Origin of the sequence: Halocynthiibacter sp. SDUM655004, from assembly GCF_026015885.1 — a bacterium.
In the GTDB taxonomy this organism is placed as follows: Bacteria; Pseudomonadota; Alphaproteobacteria; order Rhodobacterales; family Rhodobacteraceae; genus Falsihalocynthiibacter; species Falsihalocynthiibacter halioticoli.
In genome coordinates, this window is sequence record NZ_JAPDUG010000001.1 from 1,387,524 (window position 1) to 1,401,219 (window position 13,696).

Annotated in this window: 11 protein-coding genes and 1 tRNA gene; 6 read left to right on the forward strand and 6 right to left on the reverse strand. The window is 54.7% G+C overall.

The features are described 5' to 3' along the window. Nucleotide 1: 1 nt before the first annotated feature. Together pgi and N9C89_RS06795 are read left to right on the forward strand one after the other, a co-directional pair. A complete protein-coding gene (pgi, locus tag N9C89_RS06790) occupies nucleotides 2–1,621 on the forward strand; it encodes a glucose-6-phosphate isomerase (protein WP_263953076.1) in 1,620 nt (539 codons plus the stop codon). 353 nt (nucleotides 1,622–1,974) lie between these two features. Beyond that, nucleotides 1,975–2,943: an OmpA family protein gene (locus tag N9C89_RS06795; protein ID WP_263953077.1), complete on the forward strand. Its 969-nt coding sequence runs from the start codon at nucleotides 1,975–1,977 to the stop codon at nucleotides 2,941–2,943. 110 nt (nucleotides 2,944–3,053) lie between these two features. On the opposite strand, the gene N9C89_RS06800 is transcribed toward N9C89_RS06795, so the two are convergent. From N9C89_RS06800 to N9C89_RS06820, 5 genes are all read right to left on the reverse strand, one after another. Then, a tRNA-Gly gene (locus N9C89_RS06800) sits at nucleotides 3,054–3,127 on the reverse strand. Between the two features lie 57 nt (nucleotides 3,128–3,184). After that, nucleotides 3,185–5,254, reverse strand: coding sequence for an ASKHA domain-containing protein (locus N9C89_RS06805; RefSeq protein WP_263953078.1), 2,070 nt, complete (start codon nucleotides 5,252–5,254; stop codon nucleotides 3,185–3,187). A gap of 103 nt (nucleotides 5,255–5,357) precedes the next feature. After that, nucleotides 5,358–6,347: a methyltetrahydrofolate cobalamin methyltransferase gene (locus tag N9C89_RS06810; RefSeq protein ID WP_263953079.1), complete on the reverse strand. Its 990-nt coding sequence runs from the start codon at nucleotides 6,345–6,347 to the stop codon at nucleotides 5,358–5,360. Then, entirely contained in the window at nucleotides 6,344–7,339 is a 996-nt protein-coding gene (locus N9C89_RS06815) for a methylenetetrahydrofolate reductase (RefSeq protein WP_263953080.1), read from the reverse strand. The genes N9C89_RS06810 and N9C89_RS06815 overlap by 4 nt, the downstream gene beginning before the upstream one ends. A gap of 26 nt (nucleotides 7,340–7,365) precedes the next feature. Beyond that, entirely contained in the window at nucleotides 7,366–7,662 is a 297-nt protein-coding gene (locus tag N9C89_RS06820) for a virulence factor (protein WP_263953081.1), read from the reverse strand. 306 nt (nucleotides 7,663–7,968) lie between these two features. Between N9C89_RS06820 and N9C89_RS06825 the strand changes: the two genes are divergently transcribed. The 4 genes from N9C89_RS06825 to N9C89_RS06840 all read left to right on the forward strand — a co-directional run bounded on the left by N9C89_RS06825 (nucleotide 7,969) and on the right by N9C89_RS06840 (nucleotide 12,827). Then, nucleotides 7,969–9,081, forward strand: coding sequence for a Ppx/GppA phosphatase family protein (locus N9C89_RS06825; RefSeq protein WP_263953082.1), 1,113 nt, complete (start codon nucleotides 7,969–7,971; stop codon nucleotides 9,079–9,081). Next, nucleotides 9,081–9,860 carry an RlmE family RNA methyltransferase gene (locus tag N9C89_RS06830; RefSeq protein WP_263953083.1) on the forward strand — a complete coding sequence of 260 codons (780 nt, stop codon included), beginning with the start codon at nucleotides 9,081–9,083 and terminating at the stop codon, nucleotides 9,858–9,860. Before N9C89_RS06825 ends, N9C89_RS06830 begins: the two co-directional genes overlap by 1 nt. Before the next feature lie 244 nt (nucleotides 9,861–10,104). Next, a complete protein-coding gene (locus tag N9C89_RS06835) occupies nucleotides 10,105–12,204 on the forward strand; it encodes a M13 family metallopeptidase (protein WP_263953084.1) in 2,100 nt (699 codons plus the stop codon). Between the two features lie 239 nt (nucleotides 12,205–12,443). Then, on the forward strand, nucleotides 12,444–12,827 hold the full coding sequence (locus N9C89_RS06840) for a potassium channel family protein (protein ID WP_263953085.1): 384 nt from the start codon (nucleotides 12,444–12,446) through the stop codon (nucleotides 12,825–12,827). A gap of 20 nt (nucleotides 12,828–12,847) precedes the next feature. On the opposite strand, the gene N9C89_RS06845 is transcribed toward N9C89_RS06840, so the two are convergent. Next, nucleotides 12,848–13,663, reverse strand: coding sequence for an aminoglycoside phosphotransferase family protein (locus N9C89_RS06845; RefSeq protein WP_263953086.1), 816 nt, complete (start codon nucleotides 13,661–13,663; stop codon nucleotides 12,848–12,850). Nucleotides 13,664–13,696 lie beyond the last annotated feature (33 nt).

The following is a 13,696-nucleotide window of genomic DNA, read 5'->3' on the forward strand; positions in this document are numbered from 1 at the left end:
CATGACTGTTGATTTTTCTTCCCTGCAAGTCAAAGCTGAAGCCGTGAAATCTCGCGATATCAAAAGCTTGTTTGATGACGCGCGTGCAGCTGATTTCTCGCAGAAGCTTGAGTCTGATGGCGGTGACCTGCTGTTTGACTACTCCAAGACCAATATCGACACCGAAACCTTTGAACTGTTACTCTCTATGGCCGAGGACGCAAACCTCAAGGGCCGGATCAACGCCATGTTTACGGGCGAAAAGATCAACGAAACCGAGGGGCGAGCTGTACTTCATACGGCATTACGCAACCTTGATGCCGCGCCGGTGATGGTCGATGGCGCGGATGTGATGCCGGATGTATTGGATACGCTTGCCCGCATGGAAGCCTTCGCCAATGACGTGCGCAGCGGTGCGTATCAGGGGCAGGGCGGCAAGATTACGGACGTTGTTAATATCGGCATCGGTGGCAGCGATCTTGGCCCCGTCATGGGAACGATTGCGCTTTCGCCGTATCACGACGGACCGCGCGTTCATTACGTCTCCAACGTTGATGGCGCACATATCGCCGACACGCTTGCGCTGCTTGATCCGACGACAACGCTGGTGATTGTGGCCTCCAAAACCTTCACCACCATCGAAACCATGACCAACGCCGAAACCGCGCGTGAGTGGATGGGGGCGGTGGTAACAGACCCCGGCGCGCAATTTGCCGCGCTGAGTTCGGCCGAGGACAAGACCGCCGCCTTTGGCATTGATGCGTCTCGGGTGTTTGGTTTTGAAGATTGGGTCGGTGGCCGCTATTCCATGTGGGGGCCGATTGGCCTTCCTGTGATGCTGGCGATTGGGCCGGAGAATTTCCGCGCCTTTCTTGCTGGTGGTCAAGCCATGGACCAACATTTCCGCACCGCCGATTTTAGTGCAAACCTCCCTGTGTTGCTTGCGCTTGTCGGGATTTGGCACAATCAGGGATGCGGCTATGCCACCCGTGCAGTTTTGCCTTATGAGCAACGCCTCTTGCGGCTTCCGGCATATCTTCAGCAGCTTGAAATGGAAAGTAACGGCAAGTCCGTTGCCATGGATGGCACAGCGCTTGAAGTCAATTCCGGGCCCGTTGTTTGGGGTGAGCCTGGCACCAACGGCCAGCACGCATTTTATCAGCTAATCCACCAAGGAACGCGGGTGATCCCTTGCGAATTCATGGTTGGCGTCGAAGGGCAGGAAGCACATTTGGCGCACCACCATCGTCTTCTGGTTTCCAACTGCCTCGCACAATCCGAAGCACTCATGCTCGGCCGTAGCTTTGAGACAGCGATGGAGTTGATGGCAGCGAAAGGCCTAAGCGGCGATGAGCAAATTCGCCAAGCCAACCACCGTGTGTTCTCTGGCAACCGCCCGTCAACGACGCTGGTCTATCCGAAGCTTACACCGTTCGTGCTCGGCCAGATTATCGCACTGTATGAGCACCGCGTGTTTGTCGAGGGTGTGTTGCTTGGTCTGAACTCATTTGATCAATGGGGTGTTGAGCTTGGCAAAGAACTTGCTGTTGCCTTGGAGCCGATCGTAGCAGGGGAAGAGCCAGCAGACGGCAAAGACGGCTCAACACAGGCATTGGTGCGTTTCCTACAAACGGGCAGCTGATAATCTAATCGGCGTTTCCCTTAGGGTTGAGTTTGTAACCTTGAGCGTCGTGCGTATTGCACGGCGCTTGAGTTGTTTGGGATGCGCTGTTTTTACCCCAAACCTCCCGAAGTTTGGCTGTTGTCAGTATTTTTCTTGAAAGTGTTCAGTGCCGCTAACGTATTGAAGCAACGTCAAGTAATGGTATCCCAGCACCTCGCTCGCAACAATAGTTCGTTAATGTCTTATTTTCGGCAATTTTTGCCTAAATAGTTGTCTTGCTAATGTGAAAACTGTTTAGTCGGATCGTTCGATAAGACGTTCAGTAAGAAAAGGAGGATTGACCCGACTGAACTCAATTAAAGGGTTCTAAAATGTTGACTATATTCCAGAAACGCATTCTGAGTGCCGCACTTGCGACATCTGTGCTTGCAGTCGCTGGTTGTACGACGCCATCTACTAATTACAGTTCGGATGGCATGTCTTTGCTTGCACCAGCGGGCACATACGACGCCTCGACAATGAGAATGCACACTGCGATACGTGACGAAATCTATTTTGATTTCAACAAAGTCGCGCTAACAGGCGCAGCTCAAAAAACGCTCGATAAATATGCTGCTTGGATGATTGATCACCCTGACACGAAATTTAGTGTGACGGGCCATGCAGATGCAATTGGGAGCAATGATTATAACAAGAAGCTCGGCATGCAGCGCGCGCAGGTTTCTGTTGCTTATCTCATTAGCCGCGGCGTGAGCTTTAAACAGCTTCATGCGATGGTGTCGCTCGGTGAAGAAAGCTTGAAGGTCTCAACTGCCGCTGCCGAACCGCTGAACCGTCGTGTGATCATTGAAGTTATGGAGCGATTGCAGACACCAATCGTTTATGCGGATGCGAGTAGCAGAAGCAGTTTTGGTGGCTTGCAAAGAAGCACGGGTTTTAAGGGGACAGCCGTACCTGTTGCGCCGACCTCTGCGATCAATACACCCGAAAACGTGTGCGGAGGATCCTTTGTGAGCCTTTGTGCTAGCGCGCAATTGTTGTCGGTGATGGGTTTGGATGCTCAAGTCGGCGTTAGCAAATCACTGAAAACCAACGTAAATATTGCAGGGAGTGTTGATACGAGTTCCCCAAGCGGCTCTGTTTCCAGCTCGGCAACAGGTAACGTGGGCAAAACAGTGAATGCCTCAGCAGATGCAGTCGCCAGTGTTGGCGGTGCAGTCGGCGGAACTGTTGAAAAGGTCGGCGGGAGCGTCAGTAAAGTTGGCGGCACAGTTGAGAAAACTGTGAACAAAACCGTCAACAAGGTCGGCGGAACTGTCGGTGGCCTGCTTGGCGGCTAAAAAACATAGCCTAGATTAGTCTTGGCGGAGGTTTGCTTTGATCTCCGCCATGATTGACTCAGCTAAAGCCATCCGAACTGATTTTTGAGAGAATGTAGCGCGCAATGTCTTGGAGCGGGTGAAGGGAATCGAACCCTCGTCGTCAGCTTGGGAAGCTGCTGCTCTACCATTGAGCTACACCCGCGTTGATCTCTGATTAGCGATTGGACGTATTGGCCGCAAGCTATTCGTCGGCAAGCGTTCACCCGCGTCGTCTTCTGCGCCGACCGCCACCGCGCGTGTCGTCGCCACCTGTGTTGAACGTGACATTCGGCAGCGTCAGCACTTCGTTCAGGTGTGGGAAGGCCTCAACCGCGTTAGGGATATTGCTGGCGTTAACGAAGTGTTCTTGAAACCGCGGCTCGATGGCTGTTTCGACCTTGTGAATCGCTTTCACCGTTGCTTCGATCTCGCGGCGCGCTTCTGTGTTAAGAAGTGCAATCCGCGCGCCCGTTCCGGCGGCGTTTCCGGCGGAGGTAACACGATCAAGCGGGCAATCAGGGATCATGCCCAGAACCATCGCGTGTTTCGGGCTAATATGCGCGCCAAAAGCGCCAGCAAGCACAATGCGGTCAACGCTATCCACCTCGAATTTATCCATCAGCAGTCGTGCGCCCGAATAGAGCGCGGCCTTGGCCATCTGGATTTCGCGGATATCGCGGTTGGTGACAGTGATTTTCTGCCCGCCCAATGGGGTCGCGTCATAGAGCAAATAGGAATAGGTCCGCCCGTCAAGGAAGCAACGCTCGGTGCCGGTTTGCTCCGGTGCGCCGATAAGGCCCGGGGCGTCAACGATGCCCGCCATGCGCATTTCGGCGACAATCTCGATGATACCAGAGCCGCAGATGCCAGTAACACCGGTTGCAAGCGCGGCCTCTTCGAAGCCGTCGTCGGTGGACCAGAGATCGCATCCGATGATTTTGAAACGTGGCTCTTTGGTGGTGGGATCAATCTCGACCCGCTCAATGGCGCCCGGTGCCGCGCGCTGGCCTGCGCTGATCTGTGCGCCTTCGAATGCAGGGCCGGTGGGGGAGGAACAGGCAAGAACCCGTTGCGTATTGCCCAATAGGATTTCGGCATTTGTTCCCACGTCGACAACAAGCACCAACTCCTCTGATTTCTCCGGCGCTTCGGATAGGGCAACAGCCGCAGCGTCGGCGCCTACATGGCCCGCGATACAAGGGAGCATATAGAGCGCGGCATTCGGGTGCAGCGGCAGATCAAGGTCTGTGGCGCGCAGGTTGAGCGCATCGGATGTTGTCAGCGCAAAGGGCGCTTGGCCAAGCTCGTAGGGATCAATTCCAAGGAACAGGTGGTGCATCACAGGGTTGCACACAACGACCGCATCCATGATCTGGGTAAGGTCAACTTCGGTTTCTTCGGCAATATCGGTGCAAAGCTGCGCCATTCCTTCGCGCACGGCTTTGGTCATCTCGCCCGCGCCACCCTCATTCATCATGGAGTAGCTAACACGGCTCATCAGGTCTTCGCCAAACCTGATTTGCGGGTTCATAAGCCCAGCAGAAGCCACAACCTCGCCCGTTTCGAGATTACAGAGATGGCCCGCAATGGTGGTTGAGCCGAGGTCAATCGCGAGGCCGTAGAGCGGGCGCTCGTCAAAGGCAGGGTAGATTTCAGCAAGGCGTGGGCCGCTGCCCGTGGCGGGGTCGTGGATGATGCAAGTTACGGTCCAGTCGCCCTTGCGGAGAACTGATTGAAGCCGAGCGAGTACAGGAAGCGGGGCAGTGATACCCTCGATGTTCCACTGCGTTGCCAACGCCGCACTCAGGCGCTCGAAATCGCCGGTTGGGTCGTGCATGTCGGGTTGCTCGACCTGAACCAGAACGCGCTTGATCGATGGGGCGAGGATGATGTCGCGCGCCTCGGCACGTTTGCGCACCACCTGTTTGTGAACTTGGCTTTCGGGCGGCACATCGACAACCACATCGCCCTGAACCGTCGCCTGACAGCCCAACCGCCGTCCGGCTTTCAGGCCGCGGATACTGTCATAGCGTTCTTCGACCTTGTTGAATGGCGATAGCGCATCTGGCGAGACTGTAACGCCGTGTTTCGGGAATTCGCCTTGGCCCGGTGTGATCTGACACTTGCTACAGATGCCACGCCCACCACAAACCGAGTCCAGATCAACGCCCAATTGCCGCGCGGCAGTCAAGATCGGCGTGCCCAGCGCAAAGCGGCCGCGTTTGCCCGAAGGCGTGAACACAACAAGCGCGTCATTGGGAAGGATCGGATCGTGCAGAGGGTCGCTCACGGGATAGATGCCTTTGGTTGCTATAAGTTTCGGAGTTATGTGACGTATTTAAACAGAAAAAGGCCGCAAGCAAATGCACTTACGGCCTTTTCTTTAAGAGTGATCAGGATGCGCGGCGACGGCTTCCGCCACGACGACCACCACGGCCAGTTGGCACAGCAGAGGCAGCCGATGCCTCGGCGAAGGGTGTTCCTGCCTCGACTGCATCGAGTACGCGGCTGAACTTGATCCATTCACCGCCATTCGGGTCTTTGTTGTTGAGGAAGTTCGCTGCGCGGATGGCTTCCATTTCAACGGGGCGTACTGGGTTCATGATTGCGCTTGTCATACCCGCGCCAATTGCCATTGGTAGGAACGCTGCGTTTACGCCGTGACGATGGGGTAGGCCGAAGGAAACGTTCGACGCGCCGCAAGTTGTGTTCACGCCCAGTTCCTCACGCAGACGACGCACCAAAGTAAATACCTGCTGCCCAGCGCTCGCCATGGCGCCGATTGGCATCACGAGCGGATCAACCACGATATCATGCGCCGGAATGCCGAAATCGGCGGCGCGCTCGACGATCTTCTTGGCAACGGCGAAACGCACTTCCGGGTCTTCGGAAATACCTGTGTCATCGTTGGAGATTGCCACAACCGGCACATTGTATTTCTTGACCAGCGGCAGCACCAATTCAAGGCGCTCTTCTTCACCCGTCACAGAGTTGAGGAGCGGACGGCCCGCGGCGGCTTCAAGGCCCGCTTCAAGTGCGGCGGGAACCGAACTGTCGATGCAGAGCGGAATGTCAGTGACGGCCTGAACGCGCGCGATCAGCTCGCTCATCAATGGTGGCTCTACAAAGTTGTTGTCGGCATAGCGTGGGTCTTCGGCCATTTTGTTCGAGAACACAGCACCCGAGTTGATGTCGAGGATATTCGCACCACAGGCGACCTGCTCAAGCGCGTCTTTCTCGACAGTGGAGAAGTCTCCGGCCTCAAGCTCGGCGGCAAGCTTCTTGCGGCCAGTCGGGTTGATACGCTCGCCAATCACACAGAAGGGTTCGTCAAACCCGATGATGGCTGTTTTGCTTTTGCTCTCGATAACGGTGCGGGTCATGTGGTGTCCTTGTTGGAGGGAGGCGTTTGTGTTGTTTGGCCCTCAGCGGATACAGCCGCGAGGGAAGGTGTTTTCGGTGTTGCGTCGGAGTGGCTTATAGCCCACTCCGCCGAGGTTTTGATACCGCCAAGCGGGAAAATATGCAGCGACTTGAGCAGGCTGTCTGGGTTGGCGGCGCAATAATCTGCAATTTCCGTTACAAGCTCTGTCGGCTCATAGGGGCGGACGAGCTTCGTCACGTCGCGCGCGCGTTTCTGAAGCACGTCAAGGCTCGGTCCAACGCCGCAAGCAATGGCAAAGCGGATCAGCGTTTGCAGCTTGGCGGGGCCAGCGATGCCGAGGTGAACAGGTAGGGTGATGCCTTCATCGGCAAGACGCTCGGCCCATGCGATCACTGGTGCGGCCTCAAAGGCGAATTGTGTTGTGATCGCGACTTCGGCGTCGGTTGTTTCTGAAAATCCTTGTTTCCAGTGGAGTGCCTCCGTCACGTTGCGGGTGCCGCCGTCTGGGTCAATATCGCGATTGCCCTCTGGGTGACCGGCGACGAACAGTTGGCGGAAGTCACCAAAAAGGCCGGTTTCAAGCAATTGGATCGAACTGTCGAAGTCACCCACAGGTGTTGACGGTCCACCAGCAAGCACGAGAGCCTGTGATACATCCGCTTCACCCTTGTAACGACGGAGAGTTTCCGAAAGCTCGTCATGGCTTTTGAACAGGCGGGCAGGGAAGTGCGGGACAGGCTCAAAACCTTCGCGGCGCAGACGCGCGGCGGTTGCAACCATATCGTCGACTTCGGTGCCCTCGATATGCGCAATATAGGTGCGCGTTCCTTGGGGAAGGATATCGGCAAAGCTCTCGATCTTTGCGGCGGTGCGGGGCATCACCTCGATTGAATACCCCTCCATCAACGCCTTGACCGAGGCGGGAACCTGCGGTGCAAATCGTGCTGCGTTCTGCGCATCGCTCCTGCGCTGGAATTTCAATAGCGACATGCATTTCCTCCAAAGTGATTTCAGGGTCAGGCCCATCCGTTGTTAGAAATCAGCTCTATTAGGCGTGTTTTGTCGAACTCTGTCTCAAGGCGTTCGGCCGTCGCGGTCGCTGCTTCTTGATCCGAACCTTCAACCTCCACCGGATCCGCCTTGCGCCATTCCGCAAGATAGGCATCGGTTTCCGCCGCGCCAGAGGCCATCGCCGCACGGTCTATTGCCTGCTCAAACCGCTCGGAAAGCTGGATTTTCACGCCCCGCCGCCCTTTACCTGCGATCACCTGAGCCGGAATGTCCCGCCAGTACACGATGGTCACTTTTGCCATTGCTGATTCCCTTCTCACTTTGTTGTAGGGCCGCGTCTCTGTGTTCCGAGGTCGATTTTCGACCAAGAACAGAACACATGCGACGCCATCCTGCGGGCCAAGTCTTACTCCAGTGGGGCGCGGGTGAACATGGGGCGTAATTGGAAAAATCTTCATGTTCATTATGAGGTGATGGTGTTTGCGCGCTCTGTGACGCGCGGTAAATGCGAAGTGCGGCACAAGCCGACAGGGTTTTTCGCGGACGCATCTTGCGCCTCCTGTCGGAAGGGCATAGCTTGGAGTTAACTCGAAATGGAGGGCGTAAAGATGACGCCCAAGCGTCCCTATGGTGCGGGCGCGGTCCCCGAAAACGTGGTTGAAAGCCCCGCGCCGACTCCCCCTTCCGGAGGCCTCTATGCGGCTCTGGATCTGGGAACAAATAGTTGTCGGATGTTGATTGCCCGCCCCAAAGGCGCGCAATTCGAAGTCGTAGACAGCTTTTCCAAACCTGTTCAGCTCGGCGCAGGGCTTGAAGCCTCTGGGCGGCTCTCGCGCAGCTCAATCACGCGCACGGTACAGGCTATGCGGATTTGCCAGAAGAAACTGCGCCGCCACAAGGTCAAGAACATGCGCCTCGTGGCGACAGAAGCGTGCCGCAGAGCCACCAACGGGCGCGATCTTATTGCGCGGGTAAAGCGCGAAACTGGCCTCAAGCTTGAAATTATCCCCGCACAAGAAGAAGCCCGCCTTGCGGTCATTTCCTGCGCACCTTTGGTAAGCAAACAGACCGAGCAACTTTTGATCGTTGATATCGGAGGCGGCAGCACAGAGCTTGTGTGGCTTGATGTATCACACCTTGATAAGCACGAGCGCATGGCTGCGATTATGCAGGTTAAACAGGGGTTTCGGCTTGGCGAAGCGCCGGAAACGCAAGCGCGGATTGTGGATTGGATCTCTGTGCCGCTCGGTGTGGCGACCCTGCGTGACCAGTTCATGGACGTGACCGACGATGGCGCACGCTTTGCCCTGATGAGTTGGTTTTTCGAAGAGAAACTTGCGAATTTCTCGCCTTATGATGGCGATCACGTCCGAGACGGATTCCAGATCATCGGAACCTCGGGAACGGTTACAACTGTTGCTGCAAGCCATCTTGGGTTGCGCCGCTATGATCGAAACAAGGTCGATGGTTTGCGGATGAGCAGTGATGAAATAGACGCCGTTATTCAGGACTATCTGCATCTTGGTCCAGAGGGGCGACGGGTTGATCCGCGGATCGGGCGGGATCGTCAGGCGCTTATCATGTCGGGCGCGGCAATCCTCCAAGCATTGTTGCGCGTTTGGCCAACAGATAAACTTTCAGTAGCGGATCGCGGTTTGCGCGAAGGTTTGCTATATGCGCTTATGAGTGCGGATGGGGTATTAACAGAAGAGGCCGGATAATGGCGCAAGGTTCAGGAAAATCGGGTAAAGGGCGGCGCGGTGGCAAAGGAGCCGAAGGGCCGGCATCGCGTGCGAAATCAGGCCGTGGTCTACGCGATCTGCGGACCAAAGTGAAATCCGCACGCGGGCGAAAACTCTCGTCCACACGCTGGCTTGAGCGACAGTTAAATGACCCCTATGTGAAGCGCGCGCAAGTCGATGGTTATCGGGGCCGCGCGGCCTATAAGATACTGGAGTTGGACGATAAATATCGCTTCCTTGTGCCGGGCGCGCGCGTTGTCGATCTTGGCTGTGCGCCAGGTGGCTGGTGTCAGGTTGCGGTGCGGCGTGTGAATGCGCTTGGGGAACGGAGCGGCAAGGCGATCGGCACGGTTCTGGGCGTGGACCTGCAAGAGGTCGATCCCGTGGCGGGCGCGGAAATTCATGTGTTGGATTTTCTTGAGAATGACGCCGATGAAAAAGTTAAAGAATGGCTCAATGGCTCGGCCGATGTCGTGATGAGCGATATGGCGGCTGCGTCCTCTGGCCACAAACAGACCGATCACAACCGCATCATTGCGCTTTGTGAGGCGGCTGCATATTTTGCTTTCGACGTTCTCGAAGAGGGCGGCACATTTGTAGCTAAGGTACTCGCAGGGGGTGCCGAAGGGGATCTGCAAAAACTGCTGAAACGTCGATTTACCAAGGTTGTAAACGTCAAACCTCCGGCAAGCCGCGCGGACAGTTCGGAAAAATTCGTCGTTGCGACCGGTTACAAAGGTCCGCTTTTGGACGAATAGCGCGTCGGGCGCGTCTCCTGTCCAGATTGCGCGAAAAACATCGAAACCGTTGGCAATTTTCGGCCTTCGTCGCGATGAATTGATTACAATTAACTTGCGAACAGAGCGCGTTCAGCGTTCTGTTTAACTGTATTGTTTTGATACCCCGCATTTGGATGAATTTGTGGTGGGTATATTTTTTAATAGTTTGCAATGGGTTACGCGGAAATGCTGAACTCTGTGCATATATTTATCGGAGGTCACTATGTTGCCTTTCTCCCATTTGGTCCAAATCACGTCGTTAAAGCCCAAGGGTGTTTTTGCGGCTCTCGGCTGTAGCGTGGCATTGTCAGGCGTGGCGCTCGCAGAGGAATTGCCACCCGTGGGGCCGGATGATCTTGCCTTTTCTATCGAGAATATGGACCTCAGCGTTGATCCGGGCGAAAACTTCTATCGCTATGTGTCCGGCAAATGGCAGGATCGTGTTGAGCGACCCGAACAGTTGAGCTCCTATGGTTCGTTAACCATCGCGGGTGAACGCGTGAAGGCGCAGATGAAGATTGCGCTTAAAGAGGCCGGAGAGGCCGCTGCAACAGCCGAAAAGGGCAGCCCAACGCAGCAGGTTGGCGACTTCTATAACGCTTATATGGATACAGAGGCGCTCGATGCTGCTGGCATTGAGCCGATCAGAGGGTTGCTTGAGGAGGTGTCAGCGATTACCGACATGGCCGGCCTTACAGAATTCATGTCCAAGATGATGCGTGAAGGTGGGCCGAGCCTGTTTTTGGTGCTCGCACCTATGGCTGATTTGGCCGACAGCAAAACTTATGCCTACTACGCGGCTGCGGGGCTTTTCGGTATAGACTCCCATAATGAAGACTTGCTTCGTGAAGGGCCGGGTGGCGAGCGCTATGAGGGCTACAAAACCTATATCATGGAGATTTTTGAGATTTCCGGTTTTGACGCCGGAGATGCCGAGCGCATTGCCAAAACGTCACTTGAGATAGAGGCTGCGCTTCTGGACGGGAAACTGACTCCAGAAGAAATGGTCGACCCGCGCAATTTCTATAATCCGGTCACCCGAGATGAGTTACAGGCAGCAATTCCAGAAATCGACTTGGTGCAACTTACCACAGATGTCGGAATGGAACTTCCGGAGCGTGTTATCCTGTCAGCGCCGCGCTATTTGCCGGTCCTCTCGAAGGTTCTTCAGGAGCGCACGATTGAAGACATTCGGGATTATGTCACCTTCCGTGTCATTCACAATTATTCGGATTTGATGACAACGGAGTTCGATGAGCCGACGCGGAAATTCACAGAGGTTCTTACCGGTGTTGGCGTTCTTTTGCCGCGTGAAGAGCGTGCACTTTCGTTACTAAAGGAGGCGCTTGGTCATCCGTTGAGTCAAATCTACGTCGAGAAATACTACCCCGAAGAGACGCGCCAAAAAGCGCTCGATATGGTCGAGCGTATTCAGGACGTATTCCGCTCGCGTATACCAAGCCGAGATTGGTTGTCAGAAGAAACAAAAGAAGCGGCGCTCCAAAAGCTTGACAGTTTTGACTACAAAATCGGCTACCCCGACGAATGGATCGATTACACTGGCGTTGATATCGGATCAGATATGGTGGCCAATTATCGAAACCTTTCAGATTTCGAGAACACGCGTCTGATTGAACGGTCTAAAGGGCCGGTGGTTTCTGATCAATTCAACGAGGAGTCGACCTTACCAATCGTGATCAACGCCGCCTATAGCCCGCTTGAAAATGGATTTCAGGTGCCAGCGGCTATTCAACAGCCCCCGATTTTCCAAGCCGACATGGACGCGCCGGTCTATTTCTGTCGTTTAGGCGGAATTATCGGACATGAGATGACACACGGGTTTGACACGGGCGGCCGTCAGTTTGATGCCGAGGGGAACCTGCGTGATTGGTGGACAGCCGAAGATGCCGAAGCATTCGAAAAAGAAGCGCAAAAGCTGATTGATCAGGCCAATGCCGTTGAGATTCTGCCGGGCCTATATGTGAATGGTGAGCTCAATGTGAAAGAAAACATGGCGGATACGGGCGGCATCGCTTTCGCCCACGAAGCCTTGATGAACTATCTCGAAGAGCATCCGGAGGAGAACGTCGAGATTGATGGGTTAACGCCATCGCAACGGTGTTTCATTTCGTGGGGCCAGATGTGGACTTGGAAAGCCACCGACCAGTTCATCCGCAGCCTTGTTGCCTCCGACGGTCACCCGCCAGGTGAGTACCGCGCCTATGCACCGTTGCAGCATATGGAGGCCTTTTATCAAGCGTTTGACATTCAGGAGGGTGACCCAATGTGGCTTGCGCCTGAAAAACGGGTCGAGGCGTGGTAAGACTTCAATCGGTCGCTTATCGGTAGATGGCTGATAGAGCGGAACAGCTCTTTGAGTGATACCAACGCTGCGCAAACCGAATCTTCACCAAGCTGAGTGTCGCTTTTGGATGGTATGAAAAACCTGTCCGCTTGCGGCTTCTGTTGTCGGCAATGTATTGGCGTTCTATACTATTTTTCCAACACATCCTGGGCGGCAGAACGATATGATTGGCCGCCTACATATAGCGAGCGTATTTCATGTTGCCATTTGCTCTGACTGTCTGGCGTTTTCTAAAGGCAATCTATCGGTCTTGGGAGAGTGAAAATTTCAGAGCCGGCCTCGTCGTCGCGATCCTGATCTTGATTTCCGGCACAACGTTTTATCGGATGGTCGAGGGGTGGTCTTGGACGGATAGCCTCTATTTCTCGGTAACGACCATGTCTACGGTCGGGTTTGGCGATCTTGCTCCGTCGACGACATATGGGAAAATGTTCACGGTCTTCTATATTTTCGTAGGGGTCGGGGTCTTTGTGGCCTTGTTTTCACAGTTCGCAAAGGCGCTTATTATTCAGAAACCCTCCCGAGAAGGGAAACGTATTGCCTCAAAAAGCGCTTCCAAAAAGGATAAACCGTCTGAATAGACCGGTAAGCTAAGGCTTGTTTACAAAGAAACGAGTTGTTCAAGTGTCCTGATGGTTTCTTCGGCATAGCTAGTGTCTTGTTTGTTTTCCTCGGCCCAACACACCGAGCAACAGGCATGGACAAATGCGAACTCGAGTATGCGATTGGCATCAAGGTTGAGCGTTTCTGCGAAGTGCTTTGCAAGCTGTGTTGCGCGTTCGGAAGAGTGGACGATTGTTGGAGTATCAACAGGGTTACAGAGCGTGTTGGCAACTTCGTAAGTGCGTTCACCGAATATACCCTTGGGGTCAATCGCAAGCCAGCCGCGCTCGGAGTTTAAAATGTTCTCGTGGTGAATATCACCGTGCAGCACGCAAAGTTCTTGTTCGCTCGACAAGAGACGCCGCGCTATCCCCGCAGCGTTGTGAAAAGAAGGGGCGCAGGGTGTTCTGGCCTTGTCAAATAACTCCGTAAATTGAACTTCCAGCGTTCTTATACCGTCGGGTCTTTTCGTTTCCCGTTTGGTATGTAGTGCGCTGATTGTGTTTGAAATAATCGCAGCGGCTTCGAGATCTTGCTCCTGCTGTACCATTGCTTTCAGATGCGGTTCGGGGTCAAGCTTTTCGAGCAACATCGCCTCTCGTAAGTCTCGGATTACGCGCACTGCGCCGAGACCGTCAAAGTAATGCAGGATACGGGCGGATTGCTGCTCGTCGCTCGCAGGTTTCATGATTTTCAGAACCACGGGAATGCCCTGATATTCTGCGGTAAACACTTTACTGGAATGGGTGTCTGCAAGCGGAAGAACCTCGCTTAGCGCCCAATGCGAAACCAGCCTCTGCAAACTGTCGGTCATACTTTACGCGTCTCCCGAAAATTCGGATCCTCA

Coding starts and splice junctions, on each gene's coding strand:
- pgi (WP_263953076.1), top strand. CDS start 2: ATGACTGTTGATTTTTCTTCCCTGCAAGTCAAAGCTGAAGCCGTGAAA.
- N9C89_RS06795 (WP_263953077.1), top strand. CDS start 1,975: ATGTTGACTATATTCCAGAAACGCATTCTGAGTGCCGCACTTGCGACA.
- N9C89_RS06810 (WP_263953079.1), bottom strand. CDS start 6,347: ATGACCCGCACCGTTATCGAGAGCAAAAGCAAAACAGCCATCATCGGG.
- N9C89_RS06815 (WP_263953080.1), bottom strand. CDS start 7,339: ATGTCGCTATTGAAATTCCAGCGCAGGAGCGATGCGCAGAACGCAGCA.
- N9C89_RS06820 (WP_263953081.1), bottom strand. CDS start 7,662: ATGGCAAAAGTGACCATCGTGTACTGGCGGGACATTCCGGCTCAGGTG.
- N9C89_RS06825 (WP_263953082.1), top strand. CDS start 7,969: ATGACGCCCAAGCGTCCCTATGGTGCGGGCGCGGTCCCCGAAAACGTG.
- N9C89_RS06830 (WP_263953083.1), top strand. CDS start 9,081: ATGGCGCAAGGTTCAGGAAAATCGGGTAAAGGGCGGCGCGGTGGCAAA.
- N9C89_RS06835 (WP_263953084.1), top strand. CDS start 10,105: ATGTTGCCTTTCTCCCATTTGGTCCAAATCACGTCGTTAAAGCCCAAG.
- N9C89_RS06840 (WP_263953085.1), top strand. CDS start 12,444: ATGTTGCCATTTGCTCTGACTGTCTGGCGTTTTCTAAAGGCAATCTAT.
- N9C89_RS06845 (WP_263953086.1), bottom strand. CDS start 13,663: ATGACCGACAGTTTGCAGAGGCTGGTTTCGCATTGGGCGCTAAGCGAG.